This is a genomic window from Citricoccus sp. SGAir0253 (assembly GCF_005877055.1).
Lineage (GTDB): Bacteria > Actinomycetota > Actinomycetes > Actinomycetales > Micrococcaceae > Citricoccus.
Genome location: NZ_CP039425.1, coordinates 63,369 through 81,732, shown reverse-complemented (window position 1 = coordinate 81,732; position 18,364 = coordinate 63,369). Strand labels below are relative to the sequence as shown.

The 18,364-nt window shown below is 67.7% G+C and carries 18 protein-coding genes; 9 read left to right on the top strand and 9 right to left on the bottom strand.

Features of this window, described 5'->3' with window-relative positions; all coding sequences use genetic code 11:
• Positions 1-9: 9 nt before the first annotated feature.
• From E7744_RS14960 to E7744_RS14950, 3 genes are read right to left on the bottom strand one after another with little or no spacing between them, the layout of a single operon-like run.
• Complete coding sequence (locus tag E7744_RS14960; RefSeq protein ID WP_246858695.1) at positions 10-1,428, bottom strand: chromosome partitioning protein ParA; 1,419 nt, start codon at positions 1,426-1,428, stop codon at positions 10-12.
• Positions 1,428-2,921 carry a hypothetical protein gene (locus E7744_RS14955; RefSeq protein WP_137775150.1) on the bottom strand — a complete coding sequence of 498 codons (1,494 nt, stop codon included), beginning with the start codon at positions 2,919-2,921 and terminating at the stop codon, positions 1,428-1,430. The genes E7744_RS14960 and E7744_RS14955 overlap by 1 nt, the downstream gene beginning before the upstream one ends.
• Positions 2,922-2,941: 20 nt before the next feature.
• Entirely contained in the window at positions 2,942-3,160 is a 219-nt protein-coding gene (locus tag E7744_RS14950) for a helix-turn-helix domain-containing protein (protein WP_246858694.1), read from the bottom strand.
• Positions 3,161-3,306: 146 nt separating this feature from the next.
• Between E7744_RS14950 and E7744_RS14945 the strand changes: the two genes are divergently transcribed.
• The 7 genes from E7744_RS14945 to E7744_RS14915 all read left to right on the top strand — a co-directional run bounded on the left by E7744_RS14945 (position 3,307) and on the right by E7744_RS14915 (position 11,439).
• A complete protein-coding gene (locus E7744_RS14945; RefSeq protein ID WP_137775148.1) occupies positions 3,307-3,921 on the top strand; it encodes a DUF6668 family protein in 615 nt (204 codons plus the stop codon).
• Between the two features lie 12 nt (positions 3,922-3,933).
• Positions 3,934-4,215 (top strand): hypothetical protein, encoded by a 282-nt coding sequence (locus E7744_RS14940; RefSeq protein WP_137775147.1) that lies wholly within the window; start codon positions 3,934-3,936, stop codon positions 4,213-4,215.
• Between the two features lie 36 nt (positions 4,216-4,251).
• Positions 4,252-4,974, top strand: coding sequence for a hypothetical protein (locus E7744_RS14935; RefSeq protein WP_137775146.1), 723 nt, complete (start codon positions 4,252-4,254; stop codon positions 4,972-4,974).
• Between the two features lie 78 nt (positions 4,975-5,052).
• Complete coding sequence (locus E7744_RS16535) at positions 5,053-6,591, top strand: hypothetical protein (RefSeq protein WP_137775145.1); 1,539 nt, start codon at positions 5,053-5,055, stop codon at positions 6,589-6,591.
• A complete protein-coding gene (locus E7744_RS14925) occupies positions 6,591-8,114 on the top strand; it encodes an SCO6880 family protein (protein ID WP_137775144.1) in 1,524 nt (507 codons plus the stop codon). Before E7744_RS16535 ends, E7744_RS14925 begins: the two co-directional genes overlap by 1 nt.
• Positions 8,114-9,709 carry a hypothetical protein gene (locus E7744_RS14920; RefSeq protein WP_137775143.1) on the top strand — a complete coding sequence of 532 codons (1,596 nt, stop codon included), beginning with the start codon at positions 8,114-8,116 and terminating at the stop codon, positions 9,707-9,709. The genes E7744_RS14925 and E7744_RS14920 overlap by 1 nt, the downstream gene beginning before the upstream one ends.
• Positions 9,709-11,439 carry a type IV secretory system conjugative DNA transfer family protein gene (locus tag E7744_RS14915; RefSeq protein ID WP_137775142.1) on the top strand — a complete coding sequence of 577 codons (1,731 nt, stop codon included), beginning with the start codon at positions 9,709-9,711 and terminating at the stop codon, positions 11,437-11,439. Before E7744_RS14920 ends, E7744_RS14915 begins: the two co-directional genes overlap by 1 nt.
• A gap of 111 nt (positions 11,440-11,550) precedes the next feature.
• On the opposite strand, the gene E7744_RS14910 is transcribed toward E7744_RS14915, so the two are convergent.
• The 6 genes from E7744_RS14910 to dctP all read right to left on the bottom strand — a co-directional run bounded on the left by E7744_RS14910 (position 11,551) and on the right by dctP (position 16,592).
• A complete protein-coding gene (locus E7744_RS14910; RefSeq protein ID WP_137775141.1) occupies positions 11,551-12,285 on the bottom strand; it encodes an IclR family transcriptional regulator in 735 nt (244 codons plus the stop codon).
• Between the two features lie 6 nt (positions 12,286-12,291).
• Entirely contained in the window at positions 12,292-12,678 is a 387-nt protein-coding gene (locus E7744_RS14905; protein ID WP_168199876.1) for a cupin domain-containing protein, read from the bottom strand.
• On the bottom strand, positions 12,671-13,813 hold the full coding sequence (locus E7744_RS14900) for a CoA transferase (RefSeq protein ID WP_210417240.1): 1,143 nt from the start codon (positions 13,811-13,813) through the stop codon (positions 12,671-12,673). The genes E7744_RS14905 and E7744_RS14900 overlap by 8 nt, the downstream gene beginning before the upstream one ends.
• A 64-nt stretch (positions 13,814-13,877) precedes the next feature.
• Positions 13,878-15,161 carry a TRAP transporter large permease gene (locus E7744_RS14895; RefSeq protein WP_137775138.1) on the bottom strand — a complete coding sequence of 428 codons (1,284 nt, stop codon included), beginning with the start codon at positions 15,159-15,161 and terminating at the stop codon, positions 13,878-13,880.
• Positions 15,158-15,721 (bottom strand): TRAP transporter small permease, encoded by a 564-nt coding sequence (locus E7744_RS14890; RefSeq protein WP_137775137.1) that lies wholly within the window; start codon positions 15,719-15,721, stop codon positions 15,158-15,160. Before E7744_RS14890 ends, E7744_RS14895 begins: the two co-directional genes overlap by 4 nt.
• Positions 15,711-16,592 carry a TRAP transporter substrate-binding protein DctP gene (gene dctP / locus E7744_RS14885; RefSeq protein WP_246858707.1) on the bottom strand — a complete coding sequence of 294 codons (882 nt, stop codon included), beginning with the start codon at positions 16,590-16,592 and terminating at the stop codon, positions 15,711-15,713. Before dctP ends, E7744_RS14890 begins: the two co-directional genes overlap by 11 nt.
• 331 nt (positions 16,593-16,923) lie before the next feature.
• Between dctP and E7744_RS14880 the strand changes: the two genes are divergently transcribed.
• Positions 16,924-17,478 carry a MaoC family dehydratase gene (locus E7744_RS14880; protein WP_137775135.1) on the top strand — a complete coding sequence of 185 codons (555 nt, stop codon included), beginning with the start codon at positions 16,924-16,926 and terminating at the stop codon, positions 17,476-17,478.
• Complete coding sequence (locus tag E7744_RS14875; protein ID WP_137775134.1) at positions 17,475-18,338, top strand: CoA ester lyase; 864 nt, start codon at positions 17,475-17,477, stop codon at positions 18,336-18,338. Before E7744_RS14880 ends, E7744_RS14875 begins: the two co-directional genes overlap by 4 nt.
• Positions 18,339-18,364: the final 26 nt, after the last annotated feature.

Genomic DNA, 18,364 nt, shown 5'->3' with positions numbered 1-18,364 from the left:
GGTGCGTCCTCAGAAGCCTTGGGCGACGGCCGCGGCGGCGGCCAGCCAGGCCCGCTGGGTGCCCGGTCGCAGGTTGTCGTAGCGGATCACCCCGCGCACCAGGGCCGGGTCGTAGGGGACCCTGACCACGGCCCGGACCAGCGGCGTGAACCCCTCGGCGATGCGGGCAGCCTCGGCGCGGGCTCGCTTCAGGGCCTCCCCGCCCAGGCCGCGGGCGGCGTCGGTGGACTCCGAGACGATGACCACCGCGTTGCGGGCCAGTTCGGCGTCATGCCCGCCGCGGGCCTCGAGAGTCTGGAGGGTGAGCAGGGCGGCCTCGGCGCGGTCCTCCATGGCGGTGACCGGGACGACGAGCTGGTCGGTGTGGTGGATCATCCGCCGCCAGTTCGCCGAGCGGGCGGTGTTGCCGGAGTCCATGATGATCATCCGGTAGAACCGGGAGGCCACGCTGTGGGCGATGTCGACTTCCTCGGCGGTGACCTCGTGGTCGCCCTCGTCGTTGCCGTCCGAGCGCAGCACGTCGTACCGGTCGGCCGGCTGGTGGTGCACGAAGTGGGCCAGGTCCGCCGTGGAGGTTTCGGGCGAGAGCAGCCGGGTGGAGGAGTCCACCAGGTCCAGCACGGAGGCGGTGTGCGGTCCCTGTTCGGTGCGCCAGCCCAGGGTGCCCTGGGACTCGTTGTTGTCCCAGGCCAGCACGGGTCCGCCGCCGTAGCGGGCGAGCACCGCGGCCAGCAGGGCGACGGTGGGGGTCTTGTTGGCCCCGCCCTTGCGGTTGACCACGGCCACGGTGCGCGGCCCGGGCCAGTGCTGGGACACGGTGGCCACGTCCGCCCGTTCGGCCAGCTCGGCGACCGAGGGCGGGATGCGCAGCCCCAGCCGGTTCAGGGCGGCCCGCCAGCCCTGCCCCGCCGGCTCGATGGTGGTGTCCGGGACCAGGAACGTGGTCTCCCGCAGGCTGCGCCGGGGCGCCTCCACGGCCCCGGCCGGGGCGACGGCCTCAGCCGCCGCCGAAGCGGGAGCGGACGCCGGCTGCGGGGGCGCGGGAGTGAAGGAGTTCGCGCGCCGCGTGGCGGGACCGGTGGTGACCGCGGCCAGTGCGGGCTCGGCCGGCGCGGCGACCGCGACCACGTCCTCGCGGGCACCCTTCACCCCCGATGTGGGGGCAGTGGATGCCTCTTGAGGTGTGGGGAGCTGGTCGGGCTGGTGGTCGAGTTGCTCGACGGTGCCGGAGGGGTCCACGGCCAGCCAGGCCGGCGGAGTGTCGTCGGTCTGCACGCTCAGCCGGGTGCCGTCGCGGCGGGCCCGGCGCACGAGGTGCTCGATGACGGCGTCGATGAGCTGGCCGCCGTCGGCGCAGGTGACCTCGGCGGTCTGGTCGCCGTCGTGGAGCACGGCGCGGGTGGGGGAGGCCATCTGGATGCGGATCATCACTTCTCCTGCGGGTCGGCCGGTGTCGAATCGGGCTCGGAGCGGTAGAGCACGGTGGACTCGAAGGTGTCGGCGACGACGTAGGCGGCCCCGTCGTCCACGAGGTCCGGGGCGGGGTCCTCATCGGTGTACGTCGACCACGGCTGCGGCGCGGAGTCGAGGGAGGCCAGGTCCAGGCTGGCCGGGTCGGTGCGGTCGGCCAGCCCGTAGGCGGTGGTCCCGTCCACGGTGGCGGTCTCGAACCGCTCCAGCGGGCGCAGCACCGGCTTCTCGCCCCAGGTGAGGGCGAGGGTGTCGAAGGCCGCGGCGCGCCCGGCAGGGTCGACCAGGGGCTGCTGGCGCTGGTCGGGGGCGTGGGGGACCTCGGCGGTCGCCAGGGTGGTGGCGTCGGCGAGGTTCACCAGGGCCATGACGGTGTCCCCGGCGTCGGTGTCCCAGCCGAGCAGGGCGGTCTCGGCGTCGAGCATCCACGAGGCGTCCGGGGCGCCGGTGGTCCCGGCCGGGGGCGCCAAGGGACGTTCGGCGGTCACGGTGCCTTCGACGGTGACGGTGTGCAAGGTGGCGGCCGAGGCGGTGATGACGTGGCCCTCGGCGGTGGCGGTCAAGGCCCGGGAGCCGGCAGGAATGACGACGTCGTGCAGGCGAGCCCCGGGAGCGGGCAGGCCCACGGTCCAGTGACCCTTGTCCACCAGGGGTCGGGCCCCGCGGACCTCGACCCGCCAGGAATGCTCCAGCCGCACCGAGGCGGCCGGGACGGTGGACCCGTCGGCAGGGGTGCGCAGGTCCCACACGCGCAGTTCGGTCCCGGCGTGGGCGACGAGGGAGGGCGTGCCGGCCCAGTCGGTGTACACGGCGGTGGTGAGGTCCTCCGGGGCGCCCGTGCCCCGCCAGGCCGGCTGGCCGGTCTCCGGGACCCGGGCGGTCAGGGTGCCGTCGGGATCGGCGGACAGGACGTGTCCGGTGTCGAGCACGGCCACGTCGGAGTCCTCCGCCACGGGCACCGACCAGGCCGCGCGCGGGGAGAACGGCTCGGGCAGGGCGATCGGGATCTGCTGGTCCGCCCCGGGCACCACCCACTGCTCGGTGGCGTCGTCCCCGGCGACGGAGACGGCCACGGCCGCCCCGACCCCGCCTAGGGCGAGGCCGCCCAGGGCGCAGGCGCCGATGAGCAGCCACCGTCGGCGCTGGGCCGCGGCGGGCCGGGCCGGCTCCGACTCCTCGGCGGTGGTGTCGTAGACGCCTCCGCTGGCGGTGACCACCATGTCCCACGCCTCCCCGGTGGCAGAGAGCACCCGGACCCGGACGGCGTCCAGGGCCCGCTCACCCACCTGCCGCGCGACGGCCCCGATGGCCGCCTGCCGCACGTCCTGGCCGGGGGTGACCTCCACGGGCACCCCGTTGAGCTCGGTGCGGCCAGCGTCCTCGTCCCACCACAGGGTCAGGAGCGGGAACGCCGGAACCGACTCGACGTCGAAGCTCGCCTTCTCGTCCACTACCCCCCCGAGGTGAAACGTCAGTCCTTGATCTCGTCTGCCTGCAGCAGCCAGTCCCGGAAGTGCCCGCGCTGCACCCGGCGCAACCGGGGACCGACCGAGATCACCGGCAGCCCCTGGTCCTTGATCCACCGCAGCACGGTTCCCTGGCTGACGCGCATCAACTCCGCGATCTCGTCGGTGGTCAGCAGCTCGGGCTGGCCCTCCAGAAGTGAATCGACCGATTTCGGATCGTTCATCATCACGCTCCATTGTTCACACAGGCACATGGAGCGCGTCAAGCCACTTAAACCTATTAGGCTCAATGGACGAGATTGACGCATGTGCTTGCGGTTGCTTATGTTGGCTGTATTGGCCGTACACATGCTAGGGGGAGAAAGCTGTCATGGCCCAACGGGGAAACCCTTTCGTCGTCGCGCCCGAAACCAGACCGAGGCCCGCCGCGGACACCCTCGAGGACCTGCTGGACCACGACGTCATCCAGCACGGCCCCGCGTCTCCGGCCCACGTCACCGTAGCCCTCCCCGAGGACACCACCGGGTGGCCGCAGACGATTGTGACGGACTTCCGGGCCGTCACCGTGTTCGGCCTGCACGGCGGGGCCGGCACCTCCACCCTCGCCTCGCTCTTCGGAGAGGACGCCCTGGACGCCGGCACCGGCTGGCCGGTCCCCGGCGGGTGGACCCGCCCCCTGCCCACTCTGGACGTGCTCGCCGTGGCCCGCACCCACCATGCGGGTCTGGCCGCGGCCGAGGCGTTCACGAACCAGTGGGGCGCCGGCCACCTGCCCTCCAGTTCCCGCTTGCTGGGGCTGGTACTCGTCGATGACGGCCCAGTGCTGACCGATGGCCAGAAGAAGGCCGTCAAGAGGCTGGCGCGCAAGGTCCCCCGCGGCGCTCACCTGCCGTGGATGGAGGCCTGGCGGCACCTGCAGCCGGACCCCGATCGCCTGCCGCGCAGGATCACCAAGATCATCCACGCCTTCCGCACCCACCGATAAGGAGAACCCCCCATGCTGATGGAGCTCATGGCCAACGCCGCCACCATCTCCAGCGTCATCCCCAACCCGACCCCCGAACAGCCCCCTGGCACCGAGGGGATCACGACCCTGCTGAACTGGATCAGCTGGATCGTCATCATCATCGGCGTCGCCGGCTTCCTGGCCTCCGCCGGCTCCCTGGTCTTCGCCGCCTTCACCGGCCGCGAGGTCCAGGGCCTGAAGGGCCTGGCCATCGCCATCATCGTCTGCGGATTGGCCACCGGCGCCGGGACGATCATGCGCGTCTTCGTCTAAGGCCCATCCGACACCGACCGAAGGAGGGGGAACAACATGGCCAAGAACAACAACACCGAAACGGACCGCGGCACCCTGGACTTGGGCTGGTGGGTCTCCGGCGGGCTGCTGGTCGTCATCATCGTGGGCGTCATCGTCGGCGTGGTCATCTGGCCCAAGGACACCACTGCCGCCCCGAACACCACCCCGACCGCCACCGCCCCGGCCACGCCGACCGCGGAGGACGCACGCGAGCAGCCAGCAGCCGAGACGGCGGCCGCCTGCAACACCAAGGGCGCGGACCAGGCGCTGCCCACGGAGGCACCGAAAACCGTCTGGAAGACCCATCCACATGAGTGGCTGGTTCCAACCTCGACTGAATACGGGCCGTCCAATCAGAAGGAGACTTTCTGGAGTTGCTTCGAACAGTCCCCTTCGGGTGCTGTCATCGCTGGTCCTAATCTGTTCGCGGCCGTTAGTGCAGGGGTTGAAGAAGCAGCACTGCCCGGACCGGGCCGCGATGCCGCCATTGAGAGCGTGGCGGAAGGCTCCTCGGACTATGAACGTGCCGTCTTTGAAGGCTTCCGCGTCCTCGCAGCTGACAAAAGCAGTGCAACCATCGATTACTGGGTCAGGGCAGCTGGGACCAATGTTTCTGTGGTGATGGAAATGGTCTGGGACGAGGATGCCAGCGACTGGCGCCTGAACCTTGAAGGCGCCGGCGATCACCCCCGGATCTCTGTCCTTGAGGACACCAGCAACTACATCGCCTGGCGGTAGTGGCAGGTCATGGCAGGCTGCACTTTCGGTGACCTTGGATGCGTTGCGGGTGAAGTTGCTAATGACGCCTTCACGGACATGGTCGAGGGTCTCTACGACGGGGCCGTGGAAATGGCCAAGATCATCGGCACCTGGTGGATGGCCGTGCCACCGCCGAACCTGGAGTCGGTGGGGTTGAGCCTGCTCCAACAGGACCTGAGCTGGTTCGTGTGGGTGTTCGCCGTGATCGGATTCTTCCTCGGCCTGATCCGCTTGGTGATGACCGAGGACGTCCGGTCCGGTGCGGTGCAGCTGGCTAAGCCGATCGTCAACCTCGTGCTGGCCACGAGCGTCTACATGGCGGCCGTCCCCATCCTGCTCACCGCGGGTGACGAGACGGCCCGGTGGCTGCTGGACCGGTCCACCGAGGCGAACTCGTCCCTGGACTCGCCCAACCTCAGCGCCGCGATGGAGGTCCTGATCCCGTCCACGGTGGCCCTGAACGGCAACCTCGGGGTCGCGTTCGTGGTCTACCTGCTGATGCTGCTGGGCGCGATCGTGAACTTCATGTTCATGATCTTCCGGAACCTCATGCTGGTGATCCTCATGGCCTTCATCGCTGTCCTGGCCGCAGCCTCCGGCACGGAGGCGGGCAACCAGGCCTGGCGCAAGGCCAACGGGTGGCTGGTCGCCCTGCTGCTGTTCAAGCCGGTGGCGGCGGGGATCTACGCGCTGGGGTTCCGCCTGATGGTCGATGACACCGACTTCTCCCAGAACTCCGATCTGGGGGCCGGACTCGTCTCGGCCCTGACCGGCCTGTTGATCCTGGTGCTGGCCGCCTTCGCCCTGCCCGGGCTGATCAAGTTCGTCGTCCCGGCCGCGGCCGCAGGGGCTGGAGGCTTCTCCGGCGGGGCCGCCCTGGCGGGTGCCGCGGGCGTGGCCGCGGGAGCGTCCGTGCTGGCCGGTGGCATGAGCGCCGGGGCGCTGGCCGGGGGAGCAGGCAGGGGTGGCATGGGCACTGCGGTTGCGGCTGCCTCCACCGGGTCCGGTGGCGCGGGCGGAGGACGCCCGGCGGGCGGTGGCGGGGGAGCGGCCCCGGGCGGCTCTCCCTCGGGTGGCTCGACTGCCCCGGGCGCTTCTGCGACGGCCGGTGGCTCGGACAGTGCCGGCAGTGCGTCGGGCGCCGCCCCAGCGGCCGGGACGGACAGTGTCGGTGGTGCGGGGACGGGTGCCTTCGGCGCGGCCGAAGCGTCGGGCTCGTCGTCAGCGGCGGCTCCGACTGGAGCAAGCGGCGCGGACTCCACCGCCTCGACCACCTCGAGCTCCTCAAACAGCTCGGGCCCCGGGGGCTCCTCCGCTGCGGCAGGGAGCACTGCGGGCGGGGCGGCCGCGCGGGGTGCCGCCCCGGGGACGGCCGGACGGCCGTCCGGGTCGGCAGGGACCGGCCAGCCCGCCTCGGGTTCTGCCGGTGGGGCCCCGGTGGCGCCGGCCCAGGGTGGCGGCGCCGCCGAGGGCCGGGGCCGGTGGGCGGCGGCCGTCAACCGGGTCAACCAGGCCGCCCAGGCCGGCCAGGGGGCCTCGCAGGCCGCGCAGAGGGCCCGGGTGGACCGGGTCCTGGATGACGAGGGAGAGCAGTGATGAGCACGACGTCCGCCGAGTCCGTCCGGATCGAGCCGCAGGTGTTCGGCAACCTGACCGTGCCCCGCCGCTCCGGGCTGGGTGGGCTGTCGATGGGGGTGAGCCTGGCCCTGGTCCCCGTGGTGCTGCTGGGCATCCTGTTCCTGGCCACCGGCCGGTGGGTGCTTGCCTTCGGGATCGTGGCGCTGGCCGCGGTGGCGGTGCTGCTGCTGAAGGTGACCACCCGGCAAGGACGCAGTATCTACGGAAGGATCACGTTGCGACTGGCACAGCGCGTCAAGGAGAAGTCCGGCCGGGACGTGTACCTGGCCGGGCCCACCGGCAAGGGCACCCCGGACGGGGCCACCCGCCTGCCCGGACTGATGGCCAAGTCCGAACTGGCCGAGTTCACCGACTCCTACGGCAACCCCTTCGGGCTGATCCGAGTGGCCGGGGCCGGGGTCTACAACTACTCGGTCGTGATCGAGGCCCACCCCGACGGCGACTCCCTCGTGGACCGCGAGCAGGTCGACCACCGGGTGGCGGTGTGGGGGGCCTGGCTGACCCAGCGGGGCTTGGACGAGGGCATCCGCGGGGCCTCGGTGACCGTGGAGTCCGCCCCGGACTCCGGGCTGCGCCTGACCGGGCTGCTCGAGGCCAACCGGGTCGAGGAGTCCCCGGACTACGCCCGGGGGGTCACCGAGCGGATCGGGCAGACCTACCAGGGTGGGGCTCCGCAGCTGGTGGCCCGCGTGGCCGTGACGTTCGACGGGCGCCGCCGCGACGGCAAGGCCGGGGACCGCGGGCTCGCGGAGATGGCCGAGGAGATCGGCACCCGCCTGCCGGGCCTGGTCGGGGGCCTGCAGGGCACCGGGGCCGGGTCGGTCAAGGCGTGCACCGCCGCCCAGATCATCGACTTCACCCGGGTGGCCTATGACCCGACGGTGGCCTCGATCGTGGAGGAGATGCAGGCCTCCGGGGGCACCGGGCTGGGCTGGGAGGACGCCGGCCCGTCGTTCGCCCAGGACTCCTTCGAGCACTACCGGCACGACCGGGCGGTGTCGAAGTCGTGGACGATGTACCAGGGTCCGGCGGGCAACTTCACCGCCAACTCCCTCAAGCGCGTCCTCGAGCCCTCCCCGGGGCTGCTGCGCAAGCGGGTGACCCTGCTGTACCGGCCGATCCCGGCCGAGAGGACCACAGCCCTGGTCCAGCAGGAACAGAACGACGCGGCGTTCGCCGGGTCCCAGACCCGGCGCAACGCCCGGGCCGCCTTGCGCCAGGCCGCCGCGGCCAAGACCGCGGCCGAGGAGGCCCAGGGGGCCGGGCTGACCCGGTTCGGGCTCATCGTCACCATCACGGGTACCTCCGAGGACGAGCTCAAGCCCTGGGACAAGCGCATCCCGGGGCTGGTGGCCCCGGCCCGGCTGCGGGTGCGCCCGGCGCTGGCGAACCAGGCGGTGACCTTCCAGGCCGGCCTGCCGTTGGGGCTGGTGCTGCCCGATCACATGCTCATCCCCGACACCCTGCGGGAGTTCTTCTGATGACCGACCTCTTCTCGCCCCCGGCCCCGACGGTGGGGGAGTCCCTGACCCTGTCGAAGAAGGACCTGGCCCGGCTCAAGCGCGAGGACACCAAGCGCCAGCGGGCCGAGCGCCGGGCCCGCCCGAAGGCGTCCCAGCGGTGGGCCGAGGCCCGGGAGGCCTCCCGGCACCGGCCCGGCCCGCGCGGCTGGAACCGTGCCGCCGGCGGCCCGGTGGACGTCATCGAGGCCCCCTTCGAGGTGCAGGGCACCACGGTGCAGGTGTGCGGGTTCTACCCGTTCTCGGCCGGGGCCGGGCTGCCGGTGATCGGCTCCCCGCTGGGCTACCACCTGCGCCGCCGGTCCCTGGTGTGCGCCGACCCCGTCTCGTGGTTCCGGGCCGGGATCATCTCCAACCCCAGCGCGTTCATCCTCGGCCAGCCCGGGCTGGGCAAGACCTCCCTGGTGCACCGGTGGATCACCGTGCTGGCCGACTGGGGGGTCATCCCCCTGGTGCTGGCCGACACCCGCCCGGACTACGTGCACACCATCGCCGACCTCGGCGGCCAGGTCATCCGCTTCTCCCCGGGCCAGGGCCACATCAACCCCCTCGATTTGGGGCCCATCGTGGGCCGGCTGGCCGGCATCCGCGACCCCAAGGAGCGAGCCAAGGCCCTGGAGGAGATGGCCTCCCGGCGCCGGTCCCTGATCGCCGGCGTCGTCGGCATGATGCTCGGTCGCGAGCTCGCCCCGCACGAGCGCTCCGTGCTCGCCACCTCCCTGGCCGACCTGGACCCCGAGCTGACGAGCCCGCCGCTGCTGGACGAGGTCATCGCCCACATCACCGCCCGGCCGGCCAGCCTGCGGGCGGTGACCCTGACCAACGACGACGACGCCGCCTACGACGGGCGCGTCCGGGAGGTGCTCGACGCGTTGATCTCGCTGGGCCCGTCGGGGATGTACGGGACGATGTTCTCCGAGCCGACCTCGGAGCACATTCAGGTCGGTCGGCCGGCCGTGTTCGACATCTCCGGGGTCAACGAGAACGACCACGTGCTCATGGCCGCCGTGCAGTCCTTGTGCTGGAACCTCGGCTCCGCGACCGTCTCTGCGGAGGCGTACCTGGCCGCGGACGAGGGCCGGAAGCGCAAGACCTATCTGCTGGTGATGGACGAGTTGTGGCGGATCCTGCGGGCCTCGGCCGACATGGTGCACTTCATCGACGCGATCACCCGGCTGAACCGGGGCCGGATGATGGCCCAGGTGATGGTCACCCACACCATGAACGACCTGAAACTGGCCGAGCCGCACCTGACGGCCACCGCCTGGGGGTTCGTGGAACGCTCCGCCATGGTGTTCCTCGGCGGGCTGGCCGAGGGCGAGATGGGCAACCTCTCCGAGGTCTTCGGCCTGTCCCGCGCCGAGGTCTCCCAGCTCTCGGACTGGATCGCCGAGGCCCCCGTGGACGCCTGGACCGGCAAGGCCGGGCTGCGCCCGGGCGCCGGGAACTTCCTGCTCAAGACCGGCAAGGACGCCGGGGTGCCCCTGCACGTTCAGCTGACTGACCTGGAGATCGACAACACCAACACCAACCGCGACTGGGACATGGTGCAGTGATGTTCTCCGATCCCCGGCCCGGCAGGCGTACTCAGCCGGCCTCGGCCGAGACCGGGTGGGTGTTGGCCGCCGGGGCCCTGACCGCCCTGATCGGTGTCGTCGTGCTCTGGACCGTGGGGGCCTGGCTCGACCCGACTACCGACACCGACACCGGGCCGGTGGACCTGCTCGCCGCGCAGGCCACCGGACAGGTCCCTGTGGGCGGGGTGCAGCTGGCCGTGTTCTGCACGGGCCTGCTGCTGCTGCTCGGCCTCGGGGCCGCGTTCGTGGTGGTCGCCCTGCGCACCACCAAGCGGCGCAGCCGCGTGGACCACCTGGCCCCGAAGATGGCCAAGGCCCGCGAGTTCGAGGCCCTCACCGAACCGGCCATGACCGCCGACGCCGAACGTCTGCGGGCGACCGGGGCGGGGCCGGGGGTGCCGCTGGCCAAGCTGGTCAACAACGGCAAGCGACTGTTCGCCTCCTGGGAATGGGTGCAGATCTGGCTCATGGGCCCGAGGGCCGGCAAGACCACGTCCGTGTGCGTGCCTCAGGTCCTGGAAACCAAGGGCCCGGTGGTGGCGACGTCGAACAAGCGCGACCTGGTGGACCTCACCCGGGGTCCCCGGTCGAGGACCGGGGTGGTCTGGGTCCACGACGTCCAGAGCATCATCGGGGAGGAACCGACCTGGTGGTGGAACCCGCTGTCCTTCGTCACCTCGATGGAGCGGGCCGAGATGCTCGCGGACATCTTCGTGTCCTCGGCCACCAGCGCCGGGGCCACCCAGGACGCCTACTTCGAGTCGGACGGCCGCCGGTTGCTGTCGATGATGTTCTACGCCGCCGCCATCGCCGGCCGGCCCATCACGGACGTGTTCGCCTGGGCCCAGGCCCCCGAGGACAAGACCCCCCGGGACCTGTTGCTCGAGCACGGCCAGGACGCGGTGGCCGCGTCCCTGGCCAAGATCCAGCAGCTGACCCCGAAGCAGCGTGACGGCGTCTACGGGACCATGCGCCCCTGGGTCAACGTGCTGTCCTACGACCGGGTGGTGCCCTGGGTGCGGGACACCGGGGTCCTCGGCCGCGCCGAGTTCGACCCCAAGCGCTTCGCCACCTCCACGGACACCCTGTACCTGATCTCCAAGGAAGGCGCCGGGTCCACCCGCGCCATCGCCGGCGCCCTGGCCGTGGCCGTGCTCACCGAGGCCGAGGAAATCGCCGCCCGCCAACCCGGCGGCCGACTCTCCCCACCGATGACCGGGGTCCTCGACGAGGTCGCCAACGTCGTCCGGTGGCGGCAGCTGCCCGACGTGTACTCCCACTACGGCTCCCGCGGGATCGTGCTGTCCTCCTTCTTCCAGGGCTGGGACCAAGGCCTGGAAGCCTTCGGCGAGAAAGGCATGAAGAAACTCTGGAGTGCCGCGAACATCCGCGTCGCCGGCTCCGGACTCTCCGACTCGGCGTTCCTGCCGTTCTTGTCCCAGCTCATCGGCGACCACGACGTCACCCGCCGCACCACCTCCACCCAGAAGGGCGGCCGGTCCGTGTCCACCGCCATCCAGCGCGAACGCCTCTTGGACGTCAACGACCTGGCCGCCCTGCCCCGGGGCCGGGCGGTGCTCTCCACGTCCGGGCTGCCCCCGGCCCTGGTCAAGCTCCAGCACTACAGCACCCAGTCCTACGGCAACGACGTCGAAGCCTCCAAGGACTACTACGAGCAGCACGCCGCCCGGAACGCCGCCAAAGCGTAACTAGACCTGTCCGAGAACTCCATGAATGGCAGAGGTAGTCAAAGAACTGGACGGGACCGCTGCACTCACGTCCTCGCCTGAGCTACTACTGCCACCATCGGAAATGCTCCTCTAGGGCGCTAGAGTTGAGCGGGGCAGGGAACTTAGACCCTTCAGAACCAACAGCTCGTTCGCCAAACTGGCTGCGTCCATTAGCCGAGGTTCGATGCGAGCCCGTGGGCCGCCCATCGACAAAGCTGCAACCATTCGACCGGAGATCTCTACGCCAACGGCCACTGCGGCGACGTCGGTGACGGATTCGCCTATGTTCGTGGCGAAGCCATCTTCAAGAACTTGGGCAACTTCGGTCACGGCGTTGGGGCCGAGTTCGCGCTGGATGTCCGCGTTTGTCCACTCGCCACCGAAGGCACCAAAGGCTAAGAAGACTTTTCCCGTGCTGGTCGGCCAGGGGTGGCGGCGTGTGTGGAGGCGCGGCGAGTAGGTGATCGGATGGTCCGGTTGGAGCGAGCTCACGTACGCGATGTCCCGACCTACAGGGACCGAGAGGGTGACGGTCTCGGTGAGTTGGTCGCGGAGCTCGCGCATCACTGGCCGCACGATCTCAAGCAGCGACGTGCTGGAGGCTGCAAGGAGGGTATGAGCGCCTACACCCAGCACGTAACCCCCACTTCCGTCACGCTCTTCTAAGTAACCCTCAGCCACAAGGCCTCGGACGAAGCCATGGACCGATGAACGCGGCGCATCCAGCTCCCGGCACAGTTCCATTAAGGTGACTCCGTCGTGACGGCGCGCGACCGCTTCAAGTATGCGTACGACCCTACTGACCGTCCGGTGTCCCTCAGTCATCGGTGCTCACGCCAGGATGTCATCCGCAGCCAGCGCCGGCTGATACACGTTGATGAGTGTGATCCCCTCGGGAGAAGTGACCTCCACCCGATGACGGACACCAATCGGAATGTACACGGAGTCTCCCGCCGCCAGTTCCTCCGTGCTGTCGTCCAGCGTTACCCGACAAGCTCCGGACAGAAGGTGAAGGAACTGGACGCTCCGGCTGTGATAGTGGGCTTCCGCCTCGCCGCCGTACTCGATGGCTCCGTGAACGATGTTGAACTCGTCCTCAGTGACCGACCCCTCCAGCAAGCGATGATTGACGGTGCCAGTATGGCGGGGAGGGGTATATGGTTCCAACCGATTCCACGGGATGATGACGGGCTGACTCTCTGATACCTGATTAGACATAGCTCTCCTTGGTGGCGGATTCGAACAGGGTCTCGATGATCTCATCCCGGTCCTGATCGATGTTCCCAGCAACCCGGACGGACCCTAAGGGACTGGCGCTGAAGCCGATGTTAGGGGTGCTTCTCCAGATTCTTCCCTCGGAGGGATGCTCGATGAGCTCTACTGTGTCGCGGGATCTCAGATACGGGTCCCGCATCAGCGACTCGATGGTGTTGACCGGCTGGACGGGGACACGAATTTCGCTGCATTCACGGACGATTTGTTCTATTGATCTGGTCGCCGCGTAGTCAGCGATGATTCCTTGAACCGCTTCAGTGTGTGCATTGCGATCCCTGTTCGTGGGAAACGGGACGGCGTCGTTCTTCGTGGTCACGACACCGGCAAGATGCAGGAAGTCTTTCCAGTTCTGGTCCGTGTACGGAAGGACGCAGACCCAGCCGTCCTGCGCGGGATGCGGTTTCCTGGCCGGCGCCAAGGTGCGATGCCATCCGGCGGCGCCCAAGGCAGGTTCGAAGGTGTAGTCATTGAGCTGCTCGATGAGGTTGAAATCAGCCATCACATCCACCATCGGCACGTCCACCCATTGCCCTTGCCCAGTTCGGTCTCGATAATGCAGGGCCGCCAGGACCGAGTAGACCATCGTTAGACCACAGATCTTGTCAGCCATGACATACGGGGCGTAGCGCGGCACACCATCGGATTTCGCGTAAATGTCGCAGGTGCCGGCGGCCGCTTGCACCGTGTCATCGTAGGCGGGGACGTCTGCCCGTTCGGAGAGGCTGGAATAGCCTTGAGCAGTACACAGGATCGTTGTCTCATCTATTTCCCGCACCGACTCCCAGTCAAGACCGAAGCCAGGCCGCCGCTTCGGCAAATGGTTGGTGATGACGACGTCACTGCGCGCGATCAGCTCTCTCAGTTCTGCGCGTCCCGCCTCCGTGCGCAGATCCACCGCGATGTTGAGCTTGCCATCGCCGAGCGCGAGAGCAGCTCCGGTCATCCCCTCATGCCGCGCGGCACCAGTGCGACGGATAACGTCCCCCTGGGGTGGCTCGACGCGGATGACTTGAGCTCCGAGCTTGGCCATGATCCGACCGGCCATCGGCGCCATGACGACGCTGGAAACCTCCAGCACGGTTACTCCGGCCAAAGGCCCGTGTTGCTGCATCTCTCTTCGGGTATCCATATCGATTGCTACCTCACATCAGTTCCGGAAGGAACAAGACCAATTGGGGGAAGAAGAACAACAGCAGTCCAACCGCAAGAATCGCGATCACAAAGGGTATGGATCCGGCGAAGACCGTTTCCATCGGCATCCGAGACGCCCTGGCCACGACGAATACGTTCAGCCCCAAAGGAGGCGTGATCAGGCCGACCTCGGCCAGGAGGATCACGACTATGCCAAACCAGATCGGGTCGAACCCGAGAGCCTCAACGACAGGCAGAGTGACCGGCACCGTCAGGGCGATGATGGCCAGCTGGTCCATGAAGAAACCGAGAATCAGGTATCCCAACGCGATCACCCCGACAATAGCCAAAGGGGGAATGGGCAGCTGCGAGATTCCCTCGACGAGTCGTGGCGTAATACCGCTTTCCACGATGAAATGCCCGAAGACGTGTGCCGCCAGAACAATGGTCAAGATCATCACGGAGGACGAAACGGACTCAGAGAGCGCCTCTTTCATGTTCTGACCCGTGAACTTGCGGCGAACGATCATCAGCAGCAGCCCACCAAGTGCTCCAATGGCAGCTGCTTCGGTGGCCGTGGTGATACCGAGGAAAACCAGACCCACCACCACGACGAACAGGACCAGAATGGGCAGCAGCGCTGTCAGGCTCCGTGCTTTCTCGGACCAGGTGCTCGCTTCGCCTCGAGGGGCAGCGCCTTCACGGGTACTGATGATGACGGCCACGGCCACGATGAGGGAAGCGGCGACCAATAGGCCAGGAATGAACCCCGCTACAAGGGTCGGGCCCACTCCCGTCTCCGCCGTGATCGCGTAAAAGACCAGAAGGACGCTCGGCGGGATCATGGCGGCCAGCGTGCCGGCCGCTGCCACCACACCGGCGCTCAGCTTGCGGTCATAGCCTTGCTCAATCAGCTTGGCGGTCGAAGTGTGCGCCAGGGTTGCAGCCGCCGCCGTGGATGAGCCCGACACGGAGGCAAAGACGGCCCCAGCACCAACAGCGGCATGGGCTGTGCCTCCAGGAATTCGGCCGACGAGCACGCGGGCTGATTCGAACAATCCGTTCAGGGCGCCACTGTGCATGATGAACTGAGCCATCAGGATGAACAGCGGGATGGCGGCCAATGAGTTCTTACTGACCGCGCTTTGCGGGATGGTCTGCAGGACCCCGAGCGTCGCTTCCGGACCGAGGAGGAGCAGCAGCCCGAGAATGGCCGTCGACAGGATCGCGAAGGCCACCGGGACCCTCGCCAGAATCAAGGCGAGCATCAGAAGGGTGATGAGCAGGACGATCATGACTCGCTCCTTGAGGTAGGACTGCTGCGCGCCACGTCGATCAGGACCAGCACCAGCATCAGTGCAGCGCCGACGGGGAGGAAACTGCGCCAAATCCACGTGTCTACGGGCACTTGTGATGAGAGCGGCGGGGGAGCACTACCAAGCGCGAAAGCCTCCGCGGCGGCCAGCATTCCGGCATAGGCCAAAGCGACCACACACACCACCAGCAGGACCCGGGCCGCCCAATCCAGGACGCGCTGGACCCCAGACGGCAACCGGTCATAGACCAGTTCGGCAGCCACGTGAGCCCCGACGGAATAGGCCCACGGCAAGCCGAGGAATACCAGACCCGGCAACAGGATTTTTTCAATCAAGGAGATATTCCATCCGAGCGGCTCTCCCACGAAGTACCGCATAAGCACCTCAGCCACCATCACGAACATCATGACCAAGAGCGCCGCGAAGGCGACATACTGCGATCCCTTCGCGACCCCGGCATAGATCCGATCCAGCACCCCTCGGGGGCGTGGTGATTCGGAGAGCACTTCCCTGCTCATGGTGGACGCTTCACTGCTCATGGCGCTTCACCGCCTCTTCGTAGGCCCGCAGCACCTGGCTGCCGGGCAGGTCGACTTTGTCCAAGCTGCGAGCCCAAGTGACGCGGACATCGGCCAAGACGGCATCCCATGCATCGGCGTCATTTCCCTCGATGCGGGTGAACGAGACTCCGGCGTCCGACATCTGCTTCCGGGCGGTCTCGCGCTCTTCATTCAGCCCCTCGCACAGTGATTGATTGGCGGTCGCGCTGGCTCGGCGAACCGACGCCTGCTCTTCTGGTGATAATGCATCCCAGGTTTCCTCGGAGATGACATAGGGGATGCCCACCGAACCCAGATTCAGCCCCTCGGTGCTGTATCCGGTGACCTCTTCCAAGCTGTAGGACGCAACGCTGACATATGGCATGGGCGTCCCATCGATCGTGCCGCGGGTCATGGCCTCATAGGTGTCGCCGGCGGACATGCTGACCGCCGTCGCCCCGATGGCCTCCATCGTCACGTCGAACGCTCCACCCGAGGAGCGCATCACCAGCCCGTGTACGTCATCAGGAGTGGATACCTGCGTTGAGGCGGTCATAACCTCGTACCCGGGAATGATCGAGACCCACAAGGGTCGTAGATCCTGACGCTTATACTCCGCCTCGTACAGGATGCCGCCTTCTCCGAGCAGATCCATCATGGCGTTGGCCGCCACGCACGCATCATCAGTCATGCTGGGCAGGTCAGACACGCTGGACAGCGGGAACTGATCCTCTAAATACGCCGCACTCGCCGGCCCGATGTCTAGTACCTCCGTCTTGACAAGCGCAGCCAAGTCCTGAGCGTTCCCCATCTGTCCGGAGGGGAAGTAGGAGACGTCAAAGCCAGCAGCCTCCATCTCCTCCAGGAACACGCTCACCCCATGCCGGGCGAAAGGATGAGCGGTCGAGTAGGAATCTGCCAAGCGGATGGATGTATCCGCCCGCGTGGCCTCCTGAGAGACCAGGGCACCTTCCGGAGCACAGGCCGTAAGCGCCAGCGCTCCCACAAGGAGACCGGTCACAGCCGCTGGCCGAGAGCGGATTCTTCTCGACGTAGTCGTCGTGGACCTGCTGTCCATAATGTCTCGCTTCCGCATATGCGTCAGTGGGTTCGTATATGCAACACTATGGACGAGGCGATTGTGATGTCAACCACGTTTCGCAGCATGTCCGTCAGCAGAGCAGCAGGGAAGGGAACCGAGAATGAATGACCGCTTGGAGCCAAGAAGCGCCGACAGGCTAGAGCAGCGAGGACTCTACCTGGAGGAGTTCGAGGTAGGAGCTACCTATTACCACTCACCCGGACGAACCATCTCCGAGGCGGACAACATCCTGTTCACCACCACCACCATGAATACACAGTCCCTGCACCTGGACGCCCACTGGTCCTCAGCGCAGTCGTTCGGCCAACCGCTGGTCAACTCGATGATGACCCTCTCCACCCTTGTGGGACTGTCGGTGGCCCAGCTGACGCAAGGGACAATCGTTGCCAACCTAGGGTTTGACACCGTCGAGTTCCCCGCCCCGGTATACGTAGGCGACACCCTCTACGCTGAGACTCTCATCAAGGGCAAGCGCCCCTCAGCATCCCGCCCAGGTCAAGGCATCGTCACTTTTGCCCACACGATGAGGAATCAAGACGGCACTGTCGTGGCCCGGTGTACACGCAACACCCTCATGTGGCAGTCGACCCACGCGCCGGCTTCCAACCGCCCGACCGACCGGCAAGAGTACGAATCCTTGGGGGCGACCCCGTGATCCCCTCGAAGAGCGCTCTCGCCGGCCCAGCCATTCTGTTCTGCCCCGCCGACCGACCCGACCGCTATCGCAAGGCACTGGAACGGGCCGACTCGGTGATTGTCGACCTCGAAGACGCTGTCACCCCCGAACAAAAGCAAGCGGCCCGCGACCACCTGCGCGAATGGTGCGAGGACCCGAGGAATCACTCCATCCTGACGACAGACCCGGTGCGCTTCATCGTGCGCGTCAACTCCCCATCGAGTGATTTCTTCGTCGACGACATGGAGACCCTCCGATCCACGCCCGTGCGGGCAGTGATGTTGCCAAAAACCGAGTCCCCGGAGGATGTCGACCGCCTTATCGCTGAGCTGCCTGAAGTCGCGGTCGTCGCACTCTGCGAGTCGGCCGCCGGAGTGGCCCGGTCCTTAGACATCGCACGTCATCCCGCCGTTGTGGCCATGATGTGGGGCGCCGAAGACCTCCTTGCCTCCATCGGCGGCTTATCGTCCCGCTTGCCGGACGGCCGCTATCGCGATGTGGCGCGGGCGGCCCGAGGCACAGTCCTGTTGCATGCCGCTGCTTGCGGAAAGGCCAGCATCGACTCGATCTATACGAACTATTCCGACACTGTAGGCCTCGCCGAAGAAGCACGCGACGCTTCCGGCAGCGGCTTCACCCTCAAAGCATGTATCCACCCGACACAGTGCGAGATCGTTCGGGAAGCATACGCGCCCACCCCGGAGGAGATACGGTACGCACGCGAGCTGCTTGCAGCAGTCAACGAATCACGTGGGGCAGCAAGCTTCCGCGGGACCATGGTCGACGATCCACTGATCCGCCACGCTGAAAACGTGCTCCGACGAACCAGGACGCTATAGATAGCGACTCTCGCTGACCGGCCCAT